Annotated in this window: 15 protein-coding genes; 10 read left to right on the top strand and 5 right to left on the bottom strand. The window is 67.5% G+C overall.

Translation table 11 applies throughout. From position 1 onward, the window contains the following. Positions 1-11: 11 nt before the first annotated feature. Entirely contained in the window at positions 12-1061 is a 1050-nt protein-coding gene (locus HF877_RS08810) for a septum formation family protein (protein WP_169620793.1), read from the bottom strand. Between the two features lie 46 nt (positions 1062-1107). On the opposite strand from HF877_RS08810, the gene HF877_RS08805 reads away from it, so the two are divergent. Next, a complete protein-coding gene (locus HF877_RS08805) occupies positions 1108-1500 on the top strand; it encodes an ankyrin repeat domain-containing protein (RefSeq protein ID WP_169620792.1) in 393 nt (130 codons plus the stop codon). A gap of 10 nt (positions 1501-1510) precedes the next feature. Next, on the top strand, positions 1511-2770 hold the full coding sequence (serS, locus tag HF877_RS08800) for a serine--tRNA ligase (RefSeq protein ID WP_169620791.1): 1260 nt from the start codon (positions 1511-1513) through the stop codon (positions 2768-2770). Positions 2771-2810: 40 nt separating this feature from the next. Here the strand turns inward: serS and HF877_RS08795 are convergent, their stop codons facing one another. Next, on the bottom strand, positions 2811-3164 hold the full coding sequence (locus tag HF877_RS08795; protein ID WP_169620790.1) for a VOC family protein: 354 nt from the start codon (positions 3162-3164) through the stop codon (positions 2811-2813). A gap of 112 nt (positions 3165-3276) precedes the next feature. Next, positions 3277-3696: a PaaI family thioesterase gene (locus HF877_RS08790; protein ID WP_169621059.1), complete on the bottom strand. Its 420-nt coding sequence runs from the start codon at positions 3694-3696 to the stop codon at positions 3277-3279. A gap of 215 nt (positions 3697-3911) precedes the next feature. Here HF877_RS08790 and HF877_RS08785 point away from each other — a divergent pair, with 215 nt between their 5' ends. Together HF877_RS08785 and HF877_RS08780 are read left to right on the top strand one after the other, a co-directional pair. Then, positions 3912-5105 carry an MFS transporter gene (locus tag HF877_RS08785; protein ID WP_346765095.1) on the top strand — a complete coding sequence of 398 codons (1194 nt, stop codon included), beginning with the start codon at positions 3912-3914 and terminating at the stop codon, positions 5103-5105. Between the two features lie 23 nt (positions 5106-5128). Further along, positions 5129-6142, top strand: coding sequence for a hypothetical protein (locus tag HF877_RS08780; RefSeq protein ID WP_169620789.1), 1014 nt, complete (start codon positions 5129-5131; stop codon positions 6140-6142). A gap of 19 nt (positions 6143-6161) precedes the next feature. Here HF877_RS08780 and HF877_RS08775 read toward each other — a convergent pair whose 3' ends face one another. Next, positions 6162-7745 carry a Rieske 2Fe-2S domain-containing protein gene (locus HF877_RS08775; RefSeq protein ID WP_169620788.1) on the bottom strand — a complete coding sequence of 528 codons (1584 nt, stop codon included), beginning with the start codon at positions 7743-7745 and terminating at the stop codon, positions 6162-6164. 125 nt (positions 7746-7870) lie between these two features. Here HF877_RS08775 and HF877_RS08770 point away from each other — a divergent pair, with 125 nt between their 5' ends. Together HF877_RS08770 and HF877_RS08765 are read left to right on the top strand one after the other, a co-directional pair. After that, the gene (locus HF877_RS08770; RefSeq protein WP_169620787.1) at positions 7871-8665 is read left to right on the top strand and encodes a lysophospholipid acyltransferase family protein; all 795 of its coding nucleotides are present in this window, start codon (positions 7871-7873) and stop codon (positions 8663-8665) included. Positions 8666-8669: 4 nt separating this feature from the next. Further along, on the top strand, positions 8670-9491 hold the full coding sequence (locus HF877_RS08765) for an HAD family hydrolase (RefSeq protein ID WP_169620786.1): 822 nt from the start codon (positions 8670-8672) through the stop codon (positions 9489-9491). 27 nt (positions 9492-9518) lie between these two features. Here the strand turns inward: HF877_RS08765 and HF877_RS08760 are convergent, their stop codons facing one another. After that, positions 9519-11552: an N-acetylmuramoyl-L-alanine amidase gene (locus HF877_RS08760; RefSeq protein ID WP_169620785.1), complete on the bottom strand. Its 2034-nt coding sequence runs from the start codon at positions 11550-11552 to the stop codon at positions 9519-9521. A gap of 292 nt (positions 11553-11844) precedes the next feature. Here HF877_RS08760 and HF877_RS08755 point away from each other — a divergent pair, with 292 nt between their 5' ends. The 4 genes from HF877_RS08755 (at position 11845) to HF877_RS08740 (ending at position 17497) form a co-directional block, all read left to right on the top strand. Beyond that, on the top strand, positions 11845-13404 hold the full coding sequence (locus HF877_RS08755) for a SpoIID/LytB domain-containing protein (protein ID WP_169620784.1): 1560 nt from the start codon (positions 11845-11847) through the stop codon (positions 13402-13404). Between the two features lie 154 nt (positions 13405-13558). Continuing rightward, positions 13559-14314: a MerR family transcriptional regulator gene (locus HF877_RS08750; protein ID WP_169620783.1), complete on the top strand. Its 756-nt coding sequence runs from the start codon at positions 13559-13561 to the stop codon at positions 14312-14314. Between the two features lie 73 nt (positions 14315-14387). Beyond that, positions 14388-15611 (top strand): UDP-galactopyranose mutase, encoded by a 1224-nt coding sequence (gene glf, locus HF877_RS08745; RefSeq protein WP_169620782.1) that lies wholly within the window; start codon positions 14388-14390, stop codon positions 15609-15611. Beyond that, positions 15608-17497, top strand: a complete 1890-nt coding sequence (locus HF877_RS08740; protein ID WP_169620781.1) for a glycosyltransferase — start codon at positions 15608-15610, stop codon at positions 17495-17497. Before glf ends, HF877_RS08740 begins: the two co-directional genes overlap by 4 nt. The last annotated feature ends 16 nt before the right edge of the window (positions 17498-17513 follow it).

The raw sequence follows: 17513 nt of genomic DNA, 5'->3' as shown, positions 1-17513 counted from the left end.
GTGTACGCCCATCACTGACCCGGGAGGGGAACGGCGCCGGGCAGCGGACTCGGCAGCGACCTGCCCTCGGGCAGCGGTTCCGGCGCCACCGGCGGCTGGCCGTCGATGAGGATGTCACCCTTCGCCGATCCCGTGATGGATGCGAATCCGCCGCCTTCGACCTGCTTGCCGATCGAGCAGTTGACCTTACGGCTGCCTGCGAGCCAGCTGTCGTACCCGAGGTTGTCCCAGAACAACGTCAGCGTCTTGTTGCGGAGCGCCTGCGGGTCGCCCAGGTATTCGCCGACCAGTCGCGTGCACGTCTCCTCAAGGTACCTGTCCTGGTCTTCGATGCTGGGGAGACCTTCGGGGAACTGCGACGACAGATCGACGGTGGCGACGACCTCGAACGCGTGCGGTTTCGCGCAGTCGACGGGGTCGGCCGGGATGCCGTTGTTGATGCCGATGCACACTCCGGTGTCCCACGCCCGCGACTGGTCCTGCTCTGCCACCCGTCCCTCGATGGGGAGGAGATTGCCCGTCGTCGACGAGAACTGCAGACCGCACCGCAGCGTTCGTTCTCCGGCGGCCCATCCGGCCTCGCCGGGATTGATCAGACCGACGCTGAACTTGCCGACCGGATCGAATCGGCTCTCGAGATAGTCCATCGCCGCCGGGACACACAGTTCGTCGCGCAGGGCGGTGAACCGCATCACCGACGGGAATCGGGAACCCGGCCCCCACTCGGCACCCGGGAACGTGCTCAGATCGATGTCGGCGACCACCTCGAACAGGTGCCTCTGCTCGCAGTCGACCTTGGTGAGATCGCCGGCATCGAGAGCGGTCCAGGTGAGGCAGTCACCCGTCGAGGCGGTGCCGAACGCTTCGCCCGCCACCGCGCCCGTGGTCGCCACGCTCCGGCCGTTGTCGGTGGTTCCGTCGGTGGAACCCTCGAAACCCGCCACGACGAACGTCGCGACCGCCGCGAGCACAGCGCCCACGGCGACGAATATCAGCGCGCGTCGGGTCAGCCTCGCGGAAGGCGGGCGTCGGTGGGGCTGCTGCTCAGATTCTTCGGCCATCACGTTCCATCATGCCCGTTCGTGCGGCCGGCGGTAGCGTCGGATCATGACCGATGAGCCTATAGATCCGCGAATTCTCGAGATCGCCCAGCTTATGTTCGACGCGGCGCGCGCCGGCGATGCCGCAACCCTTGCCGAGTATGTGGACGCGGGGGCGCCGGCGAACCTCACCAACGGTTCCGGCGACACGCTGGTCATGCTCGCGGCGTACCACGGTCATGCGGATGCGGTACGGGTGCTCGCCGAGCGGGGTGCAGATCTCGATCGCCTCAACGACAAGGGCCAGTCGCCGCTGGCGGGTGCCGTGTTCAAGGGAGCCGACGACGTCGTCCGGGTTCTGTCCGAAGCCGGTGCCGATCCACAGCTCGGGCATCCCACCGCAATCGATACGGCCAAGATGTTCGGGCGCGAGGAGTATCTGGAACTGTGGCAGCGGTAGGCTTCCAGTCGTGATCGACCTCAAGTTCCTCCGCGAGAATCCCGATGTCGTGCGTGAATCGCAGCGCACCCGAGGCGAAGATCCGGGCCTCGTCGATACCCTGCTCGAGGCCGATGCGGCGCGCCGGGCGGCTGTCCTCGCCGGCGACAACGCGCGAGCCGAACAGAAGGCTCTGGGTAAGAAGGTCGGCCAAGCCGCCCCGGAGGAGCGCGCCGCGCTTCTCGAGGGAGCGAAGGAACTGGCCGCCAAGGTCAAGGAACTCGAGGTCGAGCAGAACGCCGCCGAGCAGACGCGGGAGCGCGCACACCTCGCGATCTCCAACGTCGTGGAGGGCGCCCCCGCCGGTGGCGAGGACGATTTCATCACCCTCGAGACCGTCGGTGAGCTGCCCACCTTCGACTTCGAGCCCAAGGATCACCTCGCGCTCGGTGAGTCGCTCGGGCTGATCGACATGGAACGCGGAGCCAAGGTGTCGGGTGCGCGGTTCTACTTCCTCACCGGCTACGGCGCGCTGCTGCAGCTCGGCCTGCTGCAGCTCGCCGCGCAGAAGGCCACCGCGAACGGCTTCACCATGATGATCCCGCCGGTGCTCGTGCGTCCCGAGGTCATGCAGGGCACCGGGTTCCTCGGGCAGCACGCCGACGAGGTGTACCACCTGGAAGAGGACGATCTGTACCTGGTCGGTACGTCCGAGGTTCCGCTCGCGGGCTACCACTCGGGCGAGATCCTGGACCTGGAGAAGGGCCCGAAGCGGTACGCGGGCTGGTCGTCGTGCTTCCGCCGCGAGGCCGGCAGTTACGGCAAGGACACGCGCGGCATCATCCGCGTGCACCAGTTCGACAAGGTCGAGATGTTCGTCTACTGCAAGCCGGAGGACGCCGCTGCCGAGCATCAGCGTCTGCTGTCGTGGGAGCGCGAGATGCTCGCCTCGATCGACGTGCCCTACCGGATCATCGACATCGCCGGTGGCGACCTCGGATCGTCGGCGGCCCGGAAGTTCGACTGCGAAGCCTGGGTGCCCACGCAGGAGCGCTACCGCGAGCTCACGTCGACGTCCAACTGCACGACCTTCCAGGGCCGCCGGCTCAACGTCCGGTATCGCGACGAGAACGGCAAGCCGCAGATCGCGGCGACCCTCAACGGAACGCTCGCGACCACGCGCTGGCTCGTCGCGCTGCTCGAGAACCACCAGCAGGCCGACGGCTCGGTGAAGGTGCCGGCGGCGCTGGTGCCCTTCGTCGGACGCGAGGTGCTCGAGCCCGTCGTCTGAGCTGCTCGGGCTCACTCGTCGACGGTGTGGTGACGCGCACTCAGTCGCGGTGACGCACGACGTTGATCACGTTGCCATCCGGTGCCCGGACCAGGAATCGGCGCACACCCCACTCCTCGGTGGTGAGAGGGTGGACGATCTCGTAGCCGGCCTGCCGGGCTTCGTCGTATGCGGCATCGACGTCGTCCGTGTGGACGGACATCACCGCATCCTCCGGTGCGGTGGCGTCACCGCTGACGAGCTGGACGTGCGCTCCGCTGTCGGGATCGGTGTAGCGGGCCACCCAGCCCATGTCGAACTCTTCGGTACTCAACCCCAGGTAGTCGCGGTAGAAATCCTTGGCCGATTCGACGTCGGATACATGAAGGTTGGTGGTGATGCGCCTGGCATGCATGTCGTCCTCCTACGCGGCGGGTACACCGATCGTCGGCGCAGGGCGCCTCGATGTCGACCCTTCGAGCTGCGGGCGCGACGAACCGAGGCGCTCCAACCCTGACGCGTCGGGTTCAGCGCAGAACCAGGCAGGTCGAGGACGCGGTGGCGATCAGTCGGCCGTCCGCGTCGCGCGCCTCGCCCCGCGCGGTCGCGGTGCGACGCCCGGTGTACTCGCAGAACCCGTGGACACGCACGGCGGACTGTCCGGGCTGGATCGGCCTTATGTACCGGACCTGCAGGTCCAACGTCGTGTACCCCACTCCGGCCTCGAGCGTGCTCGACACGCTCAGTCCCATGGCGGTGTCGAACATCGCCGCGAGCACGCCGCCGTGCACGCTGCCGACGGCGTTGGCGTGGAACTCCTGAGGTTCGATGCACACCTCGACGAACCCCTCGCGGGCGTCGGTGACGGCGAAACCGAGGGTCCGCGACGTCGGATGCTGCGGGATGGAACCGTCGATCATGCCGCGCAGGAAGTCGAGGCCGTGCATGTCACGATTGGCGGCAGCGGTGGGCGCCGGATCGTCCCAGGTGTAGGTGCGCGAGCGCTCGGGCGCATTCTCCTCGGTCACCGTCCGACCGTATCCGATGCCCGAAAAGGGGAGTGACAGGCACCGGGGACACGTGGCACCCTGGCATCATGCGCCGACGACGTTGATCCGAACCGCACGATCCCCTGTCCTGCCGGGCTATATCGGTCCGTGCAGTGTCCGTCCGCGCGGTGGCCTACGCCTCGGTCCGGGAGTTCGTGCCGTTCTACGGCCTGTACGTCCTGCTGTTCGAAGATCACGGACTCGGCGCCGGCAGCATCTCGTCCCTGTTCGTCCTCTGGTCGGTGGTCGCGTTCGTCTCCGAGGTGCCGTCGGGCGCCTGGGCGGACACGGTGTCGCGACGGGCACTCCTCGCCGGAAGCGGCGTCCTGCTCACCGCGGCCTTCACGATGTGGCTCGTGTGGCCGACGTACTGGGGATTCGCCGCCGGTTTCGCGCTGTGGGGCCTCAGTGAGTCGCTGAAATCCGGCACGTTCGAAGCGCTGGTCTACGACGGACTGGCCGCACGCGCCGGCGAACACCGGTACGCAGCCGTGATGGGCTGTGCCGCCGCCGGGGAGATGGTGTGCGTGTTCGCCGCGACGCTGTCTGCGGCCCCGCTGTTCGGCCTGGGCGGTTACGCGCTCGTCGGATGGACGTCGGTGGCGATCACGGTCGCCGGCACGCTGCTGGTGTTCACACTCCCGGCCGCGCCGAAATCGACGGAGGCCGACGAGATCGACGGCCCCGGCGACACCCTCGCGGCGCGGTACCTCGCACGCCTGCGCGACGGCACGAACGAGGTCCGCACCGATTCCGCCGTCCGTCGCGCCGTTGTTCTCACCGCTGCGCTGCTCGCGTGTCTCGCGTTCGACGAGTACTTCGGGTTGCTCGCCCGGGAGGACGGCGCGAGTACGGAATTCGTACCCGTTCTCGTCGCGCTCACCGTCGTCGGACAGGTCGTCGGGGCGGCAACGGCGGGACGCGGCGCGCAGATGCGCGGCCGGGCGATGGGCGTGATCGTGACGATCGGCGCGCTGGCCCTGGCCCTGGGCGCTCTCGCAGGGGGCGTTGCGGGCTTCGTGGCCATCGGTCTCGGCTACGGCGCCCTGCACCACACCGCGATCGTGGCCGAAGCCCGACTCCAGGAGACGATGTCGGGCCGCGCCCGCGCCACGGTGTCGTCCGTCGTGGGCGTCACGAGCGAGATGTTGTCGGTGGCGATATTCACCGGGTTCGCCCTCGGCTCGGTGTGGTTGCCCGTCGCGATCCTCGTCGCGGCGGCAACGATGCCACTGTTCACCCTGGGAGCCGTGGCCGGCCGGATGCTTCCTTCCGCCGCGAAGGGGGAGCCCTCAGGAAGCCCTTAACTCGTCCGCCTAGATTACGGAGCATGTATGCCCGTTTTCTCCCTATTTCCCTCATCGCCGCCGGTGCCGTCATGGTCGGCACCGGCTCCGTGTTCGCCTACACCGACGACCCGCAGGTGACGGTCGTCGCCGAGACCGCGGGCAGCGGTGACACGCCGGATGCCGCCGCGGTCGCCGCCGCCCGGGACACCCTGCAGCAGGCGAGTCTCCCGCTGGCCCTGCTCAACGGCGGAGTGGGACAACTCGCCGACGGAAGCCGCCAACTCGACGTCGGCGCACAACAACTCGCCGACGGACTCACGCAGGCGCACGAGGGCGGTAAGCAGCTCGCGGACGGACTCGGCCAACTCGAAGGCGGAGTGGGGCAACTCGGAGACGGCGCGTCGCAGATCTCGTCGGGCGTCGACGAGGTGGTCACGCGGCTCAGCGGGTTCGGTGAGATGCAGGGATCGGTGACGGCACGGCTCTCCGTCGTCGCCGACACACTCTCCATGAGCGGTGATCCGGTCTCGGCTGGTACCGCCGACGAACTGCGTTCCCTCGTCGACATGCTGAACAGCCAGGGTCTCGGACCGGACACACTCGACCAACTCGGGCAACTGCGCGACGGTGCTCGGCAGCTGTCCTACGAATTGACCTCGCCCGACGCACAATTCGTCGCGGGAATGTCTCAGGCCGCCGACGGGTCCCGGCAGCTGCGCGACGGCCTGATGCAGCTCGACGACGGCGGCCGTCAGCTCGTCGATGGCACGGGGCAGCTCGTGGGCGGAGTCGAACCGGTCGGCAACGTCGTCAAGGGGATTTCGGAGAACGTGAGTGAGGCCACGGGAGTGCTCCCCGCGCGACCGTCCTCGGCAACTTCCGACGGTACGTCGGAACAGGTTGCCGCCGGTGTCGACGAAGCCGGTGTCGCGGCACGGCAATGGTGGCCGTACGCCTTGATCGCCGCGGGAGCTGTCGCGCTCGCCGCGGCGGCCCTGCTGCCGGCCGGTGCACGGCCGGCAGCCCGGGCCGGACAGCGGCGAGCGGCGGAATAATCGGGCGGGGCGGTGCCCGTCAGGCCTTGCTGCTGCGCAGTTCGTGGCCCTTGGAGGTCTTGCACCGCCCCGATTCGAGATCCCACTGCCAGCCGTGCAGGTTGCAGGTGAGCGTGGTGCCGTCCACCACCCCGAACTTCGACAGGTCGGCCTTGAGGTGCGGGCAGCGCCGCTGGATCTCGTAACCGCCCAGCTCGATCGACGCAGAGTCGTCGTGCGCCTCCGCGAACCAGCCGTCCGCATACGCGATGCGCTCGTCGGTGAGGCACTTGAAGAACGTGTACAGGAACTCGTTGTACCCGCCGACCCGCCACGTGCTGAAGCGTGTCGAGAGGAAGATCGTGTTGACCCAGTCCGGCTCGTCGTCGCGTAGCACCGTACGGACGATCTCCGGCGCGATACGGAATCCGTAGCGGTACTTGCCTTCTCCCTCGACGGGCTCGCGGACGATGCGCTTGGGGAAGTCGAGCACCACGGTCTCGTCGCCCATCACGAGGCCGACGGGGTAGCCGATGCCGTCACAGATGAGATCGGACTGCGCCATGATCGGCTCGAACTTCGCCCTGAGTGCGGGCAACAGCGGCTCGCCGTCGGCCGGCGCCCACGTGGCCTTCTCCGCGGCGATGACCGGCGCGAAGCGCTGAGCCATGTCCTCGATGTAGGCGGCCTTGTTCGTGAAGATCGACTCGACCTCGTCCTCGGGAATCGGATGGGCCAGTGTCATCTTCTCGCTCCCGGCGAGGTCCACGACCGAGCCCGGGATCATCAGCAGGCCACCGTCGCGGCCGTTGATGCGCAACTGTTCGAGGAACACCTTCTGGTCGGGGAAGATGTTGCCCTCGTCGCCGTGGTCGTCGTTGAGGTAGCGCAGTTCGTCGTCGAGGAAGACCGGCGGACCGGCGGACGGGACGATCCAGGTCGCGCCGACCTGCTCGATGTAGCTGCGGCAGCGGTCCATACCGCGCTGACGCTTCTGCTTGCCGAAGTTGGCTTTCGTCTTCTTCGGGATGTCGTAGACCATCGGATACCAGATGGCGCCCGAGTACTGCAGCAGATGGATGTCGATGTGACCGAACGCGTCGTGCATCGGGTCCATGTCGATCGGCCGCGCGTCGTTCATGTTGAACACGGTGGTCTCGCCGTCCGAGACGACGAGCCCGGAGTCGCCGATCGGGCCGTCCGCGGGTGCTCGCATCGCAATGATCATGATGTCGAGCTCGCCGGGTGCGAGGGGAGCGTCGGGCGCGTCCCGGATGCCTTCCTTGCTGATCCGGTGCTTGACCGAATCGGTGGTCTCGTAGAACTTCGTGAAACCGAGCGCCTCGAGTTCGCGGCGCAGATCCGGCACCGGGTAATCGGGCAGCAGCACGGTGGCGTCCTTGCGGACGTGCTCACCGAGCGTCCCGGGATCGAAATGGTCCTTGTGGAGATGCGAGACGTAGAGGTAGTCGACGTCGCCGAGGGCATCCCAGTCGAGGCTCGTGTTGTCGGGGAACGGTACCCACGACGCGAAGTAAGCGGGATTGACCCACGGATCGCAGAGAATGGAGCCTGCCTCGGTCCGGATGTGGAACCCGGCGTGGCCCACGCTGGTGATCTGCACTCGTTGCCTCCTGACGTGCTGACCTATGTACCTCCAGGGTAAGTGGAGAGGCCGTGGAGACACGCGGCAGCCCGCCGGGGCCACGGGTGCGGCACCGTATCGGCCGTCCGGTTACGCTGGCCGACGTGGAACCCTTCTACCGGACGATCATCGGCGTCGCGCGCACTCTGTTCGCAGGCCAGGGACTGAAATTCTCCGTCACCGGGGAGGAGCACATCCCCGCGACCGGAGGTGCGGTCATCGCGATCAACCACACCGGCTACATGGACTTCACCTACGCGGGTCTGCCCGCCCGTCCCGCGAAGCGCTACGTGCGTTTCATGGCGAAGAAAGAGGTCTTCGACAACAAGATCTCCGGGCCGATGATGCGCGCGATGAAGCATATCCCTGTCGACCGTGGTGACGCCGGCGACTCCTACCGCCTCGCAGTCGAAGCGCTGCGCGCGGGCGAACTGGTGGGAGTGTTCCCCGAGGAGACCATCAGCCGCAGCTTCGAATTGAAGAAGTTCAAGACGGGCGCGGCGCGGATGGCCGAAGAGGCAGGTGTGCCGGTCATCCCCATGATCATCTGGGGGTCGCAGCGGGTGTGGACCAAGGGTCATCCCAAGCGTCTGGGCCGCAGCAATACGCCCATCACGATCAAGGTCGGCGCTCCGATTCCCCCCTATCTGCCGGCGTCGGCCATGACCGAGCAGTTGCACGCGACGATGGAGCAGATGCTCCACGAGGTGCAGGACGCCTATCACCACGAGCCCGGCGCCTACTGGGTGCCGCGCCGTCTCGGTGGTTCGGCGCCCACACTCGAGGAAGCAACCGCCGAGGACGAGCGTGTCGCGGCGGAACGCCGGGCCCGCAAGGAACGCGAGCGGACCGAGCGCGAAGGGCCGGACAGCGGCGACCGCGGCGTTTCGGCACAATGACGGAGTGAGTTCACAGCGCCCGAGCCTTGTCGCCACCGATGTCGACGGCACCCTGATCGACAAATCCGAGCAGGTGTCCGACCGCACTCGGGCTGCCGTGCATGCGGTCGTCGACTCCGGTACGCCCTTCGTTCTGGCCACGGGGCGTCCACCGCGGTGGATCGCGCCCGTCGTCGAGCAGCTCGGGTTTGCTCCCCTCGCGGTGTGTGCGAACGGCGCCGTGCTCTACGACAGTGCGACCGATCGGGTGCTCAGCGCTGCGGTGCTCCGGGCCGACGAGCTCGCGTGGGTCGCCGAGGTGGCCGCTGCGGTGCTTCCCGGCTGCGGCCTTGCCGCCGAGCGTGTGGGGGAGAGCGCGCACGACGCCGCCACTCCGCAGTTCGTCAGTTCCCCGGGTTACGAACATGCCTGGCTCAACCCCGACAACACCGAACTCGCCGAGCACGAAGTGATCGCCGAACCGGCGGTCAAGCTGTTGATCCGGCTCGCCGGAGCGACGAGTCGTGAGATGGCCGAGGCGATCGCGCCGAAGTTGCACGGACTGGTCGACGTCACCTATTCGACGACCAACGGCCTGGTCGAGATCTCCGCAGCCGGCGTGACGAAAGCATCCGGGCTACGTGAGCTCGCCCGTCACCTCGACATCTCGGACGACCGCATCGTGGCATTCGGTGACATGCCCAACGACATACCGATGCTGTCGATGGCCCGCCATGGCGTCGCCATGGAGAACGCTCATCCCGACGCGAAGTCGGTGGCAGACGAAATCACTGCCACCAACGACGAGGACGGTGTTGCGCGGATCCTCGAACGCTGGTGGCAGTGATTCGTAGCTACCGGTGAACCGCGGGACTCAGCCCACAGGCACCGGTTCTGGTGCCGGTTCCGGCGCGGGCGCACCCTCGGGTGCGGGTACCGCGATGTCGGCCGGCTGATCCTGCATCGACTGCTCGTAGGCGTCGTTGTAGGCGCGCAGCACCTTGGTGACGACCCCGGTGGCCTCGTTGAAGATCAGCGAACCGAACTCGAAGTCCGAACGCCAGCCGTCCGGCACCCGGTACTCGTCACTGGTGGGCAACCCCAGCTCACCAGTGTCGAGTCCGTATTCCTGCCACGCCTTGTAGATCTCGCCGAGCACCGCCCACACGTCTCCACCGGGGGACGAGTAGAGGGCGCCGTTGACGAACCGGGCGTGCTCGAAGCCGCCCTTGGCGGGTGCGATCGGCGACACGGCCGTGCCGAGACGGCCGGTTTCGCCGCCTTCCGCGATCCATTTCCGGGCGAGCGGGTTGTTTTCGGCAAGTCGCATCAGTTCTGCGACCAGATCCTGCACGTTCGTGGCGGTCTCGGCCGAGCCGGGCGGCAGCGCGCCGGTGCCCGGTGCGGGACCCGCATCCCGCGGAGGGTTGGTCACCACGATCGGCGGTGCGCTCGGCGCGCCCTTGGCGGCGGCCGCGGCGATGTCGCGGATCTTGTTCATCTGCGCGTAGCCGCCGTCGCCGGGGCAACTGGTGTTGCCGACGTCGCGGTGCGCGAAGATGATCGGCAGATCTACCGCCGCACCCCGCGGGTACGGCGTGAACGACGTGCCCTCCGAGTACATGCTGGTGCGGCCCTTGGGGTCCAGACCGGCCGCGGCGAGCCGCCAGCCGAGGTAGTTGCCCACGTTCTGCACGGTGACCTCCGGCGGTGCGGCCGTGGAGAAGTCGCCCATCATCGCGATGCCGACGGTGTTCTCGTTGAAGCCGCCCGCGTGGGCGCCCTGCACATTGCGTTCCAGACCGCCCGCACGACCTTCGAAGATCTGTCCGTACTTGTCGACGAGCACGTTGTACCCGATGTCGCACCAGCCGAGTGTCTGCGCGTGGTACGCGTAGATGGCGCGGACGATGCCCGCGGACTCCGCCTTCGAGTAGTTGTTGCTGCCCGCGGTGTGGTGCACGGTGGCGCCACCGAGGGAGTCGTCGTACGTCGCACTCTGGCAGCGCAGCGACTCGTCGGCACCCCATTGCGACCTGCCGATGACTTTCAGGCCCGAGGTGCCGAGCGGCGCCGCGATGTCGTCGAGCCGGCCGTCGGCCTCGCCGGTACCCGGATCGATCAGGACCGCGCTGACGCCTTCCGCAGCCGCGAGCACGGGTTCCTGGCTGCGCAACGGCTTCGACGAGGAAGCGGGTACGTAGCCGAGTTCCGGTGCCGCGCCGCCTGTTTCGGCGACCGGGACCGGCCCTTCGTCGACCGGGGCAGGCGCATCGGGTGCCGGAGCGTCGGGTGCGGGTGCGTCGGGCGTCTCGGCCGGCGGTGCTTCCGCGCCGGCGAGCGCGGGTTCGGGGCCGGGACGCGGGGTGAGGAGAACCTGCACCGCGCGTGTCGCGCCGACGAAGATCGGCTCGGTGCCGCGTCGCGCGTCGTCGGACGTGTCGTTGCGGCTCGACTCGAGGGGTTCGGTGACCGACCACGGGCCCCACGAACCGTCGCCGTTCTGCGCGCGAATCAGCGCGTCGGTGTCGGCGATGTCGTCGGCGGCCAGTGCGACCAGGCTGAACGGAGTCTCCCGGGTGAGTTCCTTGACCGTGGCGCCGACACGGGCGATGGGACCGCCGTCGGGATCCGGGGTGGTGGTGATCTGCGGCAATCCGTCGATGATCTCCGCAAGACCGATGTCGGGCAGGTTGAGCCCGGTCAGTTCCTCGAGCGGGATGATCAGGTCCGGTACGGACGCGAGCACCACTTCCGCAATGTCTGGGCTGACGGATTCGACGGAGTCGCTGGTGGTGCGAACTTCCGTCGGTCCTGCGGTGAGTCCGGACACGGCAAAGGGCGTGGCGACGGCCAGGGCGGCGACGGCACCCAGGACGATCGACGGCTTAGGGCGGCGATGCGGCACTGTTTGCAACTCCCTGTTCGTGTAGATCTGCGGTCGGAGGAGGGGTTCCGAGAGGTCGAAAACCTCCATCGCGGACCGCTTCGAGAGAGCGAAATGGCCGCGATCGGGTGCAACTTGTGGTGCTGTTGTTTCTGCTGTGACTTGTGTTGCGTTGGTCCGTCACTCTTGTCACACTAGACCCAGGCAACCTTAAGCCTCAACCTGAGCTTGAGGATCGGTCGTAAATGTCCGATCCGGCGATCTACGAGTCCGTGCATCGTCCCGGAATGCGAGAACGAGGGAGCGGAACGCCATGGCACCACAATCCATCGGCCGCAGAGGAAAGATCCGTCGGAGACGATTCGTCATCGGACGACCACTGCGGAACGGGTGGCAGCCCTCCGTTGCTCGTCTCGCGGTGATCGGACTCGCGCCGGCTCTGGTGGTCGGTACGGGCGTCGGCGTGCTCGTGCAGAACCGTTCCGATTCGGTCGGCGTCGTCGAAGCGGTGTCGGCCGACACGCCGTACACCTTCTCCGGTTTCGGCCACGGCCACGGGCGGGGCATGGGGCAATGGGGGGCCTACGGCTACGCCCAGGAGGGCTGGACGGCCGAGCGCATCATCGCGCACTACTACGGCGGAACCACGCTCGGTTCGATCGACGACTCGATGATCGCTGTGCGCCTGACGGGACAGGACGACCGCTCACTCGATGTGTATTCCGAGACCGGTCTCCGAGTTGCAGGACAACAACTGGCGCCCGGTGAGGCTGCCCATCTGACCCCCACGCCCGGCGGCGGCGCGAACGTCGTCGTCACGACCGGGTGCAGCGGCGAAGTGCTCTGGCAGGCGGCGACCGATGTGCCCTGGGCAGATCCCGTCGACCTCGGCGAGGACCGCCCGGCGGAGGAACACCTCCGGTTGTGCGGGAGCGACACGCCGTATCGCGGAGCCCTCGGAGTGGTGCTCGACGGCGCGGCGCCCCGGACGGTGAACCGACTGCACGTCGAGGACTATCTCCGCAGTGTCGTCCCGGCCGAGGCGCTTCCGGGCTGGGCCGACACCGGTGGCGCGGAAGCCCTCCGTGCGCAGGCCGTCGCGGCACGTTCCTACGCACTTGCCGAAAAGCGGAACGAACTCTGGCAGACCTGCGACTCCACCGACTGCCAGGTGTACACCGGATCGAACGCCGAGGACCCCCGTACCGACGACGGTGTCCGCAGCACGCGCGGCACCGTTCTGATGAAGGACGGCGCCGTCGTCCGAAGCGAGTTCTCGGCGTCGACCGGTGGATACAGTGCCGGAGGCGTCTTCCCGCCCGTCGAAGACGCGGGGGACAAGGTGGCACCGAACCGGGCCTGGGCCAAGACCCTGTCGGCCGGGGAGATCGGCTCCGCGTTCGGCGTGGGCGAACTCCAGGCGTTCGAAGTGCTTGCCCGCAACAACCTCGGCGCGGACGGTGGACGTGTCACCCGCGTGCGCGTCGTCGGCAGCGACCGCACCATCGAGACGACCGGCGCCGAGGCCCGCGCCAAACTGGGTCTGCGTTCGGACTGGTTCACAATCGCCGAAGGCGCAAATCTGCCGGCCCCGCCGACCACCCCGGCCGCAGAGCCCGGACCTGAAGTCGGTATCGATCCGTTCGGCAGCGGGAACGGCGCGTCGCCCATCGAAGCGAAATTCTTCGAACTCGGTGGTGTCGACGGTGTACTCGGCACGCCGGTCGGTCCGGAACTGATGCTGCCCGACGAACTGGGCAAGTTCCGCATCTTCACGGGTGGCGCGATCGTCTGGACGCCGGATCTCGGCGCGCAGGTGATCGACGCCAGCTTCCTCGACGAGTGGCTGCCGGGTACGGGTAGTACCGAGTAGCCGGACGCGAGTAGCCGGTACCGAGTAGCCGCCCGCGAAACGCAGCAAGGGGACGGACCTGATCAGGTCCGTCCCCTTCTTGCGTGTCCGAGGAAGGGTTGACATTGACGCAACGTCAAGACGCACCCTGAAAAGTGCCGAAAGGAGAGCGGAGATGCCACGCGAATGGTCGATCCAGGAACTGGCCCGGAGCGCGGGTGTCACCAGCCGCACGCTGCGGCACTACGGCGACGTCGGAGTGCTCGTCCCGTGTCGTACCGGCAGCAACGGGATGCGGTTCTACGACGCCGACGCGCTCGTCCGGTTGCAGCGCATCCTCCTGCTGCGTGACCTCGGTCTGGGTCTCCCGGCGATCCGGGAGGTCCTCGACGGGCACGACGACACGACGGCAGCGCTGCGGACGCATCTCGAACTGCTCGAGCACGAGCGGCGGCAACTCGAGAGGCGCATCGAAGCGGTGCGCAGCACCCTCGCGAAGACCGAAAAGGGAGAAGAGCTCATGGCAGACGAAGTGTTCGACGGTTTCGATCACACGCAGTACCGCGACGAGGTGATCGACCGATGGGGCAAGGACGCGTACGACAACAGTGACCGCTGGTGGCGCGGAATGGGCGAGGGCGAACGCGGCGACTGGAAGAGCCGCGCCGCGCAACTGTCCGCGGACTGGACCGCAGCGGCCGAGGCAGGGGTGGACCCGGCCGGCCCGGAAGCCCGGGAACTCGCTCGCCGTCACGTCGAGTGGCTGTCCTCGATTCCCGGCACTCCCGGATACGGCACCCCGGACGGCATCAGCCGGGAGTACGTGCTCGGCCTCGCCGACATGTACGTGGCCGACGAACGGTTCGCCGCGAACTACGGCGGACCCGCCGGTGCCGCGTTCGTGCGCGACACGCTGCACCGATACGTGTGAACGGGGCGCCCGGTCGGCCCGGTGACGGACCGAACCGGCGCGTTCGTACCCCGGTCGCTTACCCTGGTTCTCCGTGACTGCTGCATCAGCGCCCCAGCCCTCCACCGGTGAGTACGACCTGATCGTCGTCGGCTCCGGATTCTTCGGACTGACGATCGCAGAGCGGGCCGCCACGCAGCTCGGCAAGCGAGTTCTCGTCGTCGAGCGCCGCTACCATCTCGGCGGCAATGCGTACTCCGAACCCGAGCCCGAGACCGGCATCGAAATCCACAAGTACGGTGCCCATCTGTTCCACACGTCGAACAAGCGGGTGTGGGACTACGTCAACCAGTTCACCGACTTCACGGGCTATCAGCACCGCGTGTACGCGATGCACAAGGGCCAGGCCTACCAGTTCCCGATGGGGCTCGGCCTCGTCTCCCAGTTCTTCGGCCGCTACTTCACGCCGGACGAGGCGCGCGCCCTGATCAAGGAGCAGGCGTCGGAGATCGATTCCGCCGAGGCGAAGAACCTCGAGGAGAAGGCGATCTCCCTGATCGGCCGTCCGCTGTACGAGGCGTTCGTGCGCGACTACACCGCCAAGCAGTGGCAGACCGACCCGAAGGAACTGCCGGCGGGCAACATCGCCCGGCTCCCGGTCCGGTACACCTTCGACAACCGCTACTTCAACGACACGTACGAAGGGCTGCCGGTCGACGGCTACACCGCGTGGCTCGAAAACATGGCGAAGGACGACCGCATCGAGGTGCGGCTCGACACCGACTGGTTCGAGGTTCGCGACGAGATCCGGGCCGCGAGCCCCGATGCGCCCGTCGTCTACACCGGCCCGCTGGACCGCTATTTCGACGACGTCGAAGGCAAGCTCGGGTGGCGCACCCTCGACTTCGAAACCGAGGTCCTGCGCGACTGCGGTGACTTCCAGGGCACCCCGGTGATGAACTACAACGACGCCGACGTGCCGTACACCCGCATCCACGAGTTCCGGCACTTCCATCCCGAGCGCGAGACGTACCCGGCCGACAAGACGGTCATCATGCGTGAGTTCTCGCGCTTCGCGGGTGACGACGACGAGCCGTACTACCCGATCAACACCTCCGAGGACCGCGCGAAGCTCACCGCCTACCGCGAACTCGCGAAGAAGGAAGCAGCCGAGAACAACGTGCTGTTCGGCGGCCGCCTGGGGACCTACCAGTACCTCGACATGCACATGGCGATCGCCAGCGCGCTGTCGATGTTCGACAATGTCCTCGCGCCGCACTTCGAGTCGGGTGCCCCGATCGCGGGTGACGCGTCGTGAGCATCAGCGAACCGGGCCTGCTCGGTAAGACCCTTCTCCAGCGGATCATCCTGCCCCGGCCGGGTGAACCCCTCGACGTGCGCACCCTGTACCTCGAGGAGTCGCCGACGAATGCCCGTCGTGCCCACGCCACGACCCGCACGGCCCTGACCGTCGGCGCCGAGTCGGAGGTGTCGCTGTGCACCTATTTCAACGCGTTCCCGGCAAGCTACTGGCGGCGCTGGAGCACACTGCCGGCGGTGGTGCTGCGCCTCGAGCTGACCGGCCACGGCCGCATCGACATCTACCGCAGCAAGGCCGACGCGAGTCGCATCCACGTCACCGGCAGTGAATTCTCCGGCGACAAGGTCGTCGTCGAACTCGAGACCGATCTCGGTCCGTTCGAGGACGGCGGCTGGATCTGGTTCGACATCACGACCGACACCGAGGTCACGCTGCACTCCGCGGGCTGGTACTCGCCGGTGGAGGCCGAAGGCCGCGCGTCCGTCGCTGTCGGTATCCCGACGTTCAACCGGCCCGCCGACTGTGTGAAGGCACTGCGGGCGCTCGCGTCCGACCCGCTGGTCATGGATGTCGTCGACGCCGTGATCATTCCGGACCAGGGCACCCGCAAGGTTCGTGACGAACCGGATTTCGCCGAGGCAGCCGCACCGTTCGGCGACCGGCTCGTCATCCACGACCAGGGCAACCTCGGTGGTTCCGGTGGTTACAGCCGCATCATGTACGAGGCGCTGAAGACCACCGACTCGCCGTTCATCCTGTTCATGGACGACGACATCGAGATCGAACCCGACTCGGTGCTGCGCGCGCTGGCATTGTCGCGCTTCGCGAAGAAGCCGATGCTCGTCGGCGGCCAGATGCTCAACCTGCAGGAACGTAGCCACCTGCACACCATGGGCGAGGTCATCAACCGGGCGAACTTCATGTGGAGTGCCGCTCCGAACGTGGAATACGACCACGACTTCGCGACCAAGCCGTTGCACGACCGCGAGAACTCGAAGCTGCTGCACCGGCGCATCGATGTCGACTTCAACGGCTGGTGGATGTGCATGATCCCGCGGGTCGTCGCGGAGGACATCGGGCAGCCACTGCCGTTGTTCATCAAGTGGGACGACGCCGAGTACGGGCTGCGCGCCCGCGCCGCCGGCTATCCGACGGTCACCATGCCCGGTGCCGCGATCTGGCACATGGCATGGAGCGACAAGGACGACGCCATCGACTGGCAGGCGTACTTCCACCTGCGCAACCGACTGGTCGTCGCCGCAATGCACATGGACGGCGACTCCAAGGCCCTGGTGCTGGACACGGTCAAGGCCACGGTCAAGCACCTGGTGTGCCTCGAGTACTCCACGGTCGCGATCCAGAACAAGGCGATCGAAGACTTCCTGGCCGGCCCGGAGCAGCTCTTCGACCTGTTGCCCCGCGCCCTCGGTGAGGTGCACGCGCTGCGGAAGAACTTCTCCGACGCAGTGGTGCTGCCGTCGTCGACAGAGTTGCCGATGGCGTCGGGAGCCGAGGTCGGCGCGGTCGGAATCCCCGAAGGCGCGGCCGCGAAGGTCAAGCGTCTCGCCAAGGGTGTGCTGCACAATTTCCGTCCGGAGAACGCCGAGCACCACAGCCGTCCCCAGCTCAACGTGCCCACGATCGATGCGCGCTGGTTCCTGCTGTCCCAGGTCGACGGTGTGACCGTCACCACCGCGGACGGCCGGGGCGTCGTCTACCGTAAGCGCGACCGAGCACAGGCTCAGGCCCTGCTGACCGAGGCGCTTCGCCTGCGCCGTGAACTTGCGCGCCGGTTCCCCGAAATGAAGAAGCGGTACCGGGACGCGGTTCCCGCCCTGACCAGCAAGGAGGAGTGGGAGCGTGTCTTCGGCGCCGGTAACTAGCGAGACGAATCCGGCC

Source organism: Rhodococcus sp. BL-253-APC-6A1W (assembly GCF_012843405.1).
GTDB lineage: Bacteria > Actinomycetota > Actinomycetes > Mycobacteriales > Mycobacteriaceae > Rhodococcus.
Note: the sequence above shows the minus strand (reverse complement) of the source record. Positions and strands in the feature narration are given on the sequence as shown.

What these genes read in the sequence shown, in the direction of transcription:
- HF877_RS08750 (WP_169620783.1), top strand. Translation starts at nt 13,559, where the DNA reads ATGCCACGCGAATGGTCGATCCAGGAACTGGCCCGGAGCGCGGGTGTC.
- HF877_RS08795 (WP_169620790.1), bottom strand. Translation starts at nt 3,164, where the DNA reads ATGCATGCCAGGCGCATCACCACCAACCTTCATGTATCCGACGTCGAA.
- HF877_RS08790 (WP_169621059.1), bottom strand. Translation starts at nt 3,696, where the DNA reads ATGCACGGCCTCGACTTCCTGCGCGGCATGATCGACGGTTCCATCCCG.
- HF877_RS08810 (WP_169620793.1), bottom strand. Translation starts at nt 1,061, where the DNA reads ATGGCCGAAGAATCTGAGCAGCAGCCCCACCGACGCCCGCCTTCCGCG.
- HF877_RS08780 (WP_169620789.1), top strand. Translation starts at nt 5,129, where the DNA reads ATGTATGCCCGTTTTCTCCCTATTTCCCTCATCGCCGCCGGTGCCGTC.
- HF877_RS08755 (WP_169620784.1), top strand. Translation starts at nt 11,845, where the DNA reads ATGGCACCACAATCCATCGGCCGCAGAGGAAAGATCCGTCGGAGACGA.
- HF877_RS08805 (WP_169620792.1), top strand. Translation starts at nt 1,108, where the DNA reads ATGACCGATGAGCCTATAGATCCGCGAATTCTCGAGATCGCCCAGCTT.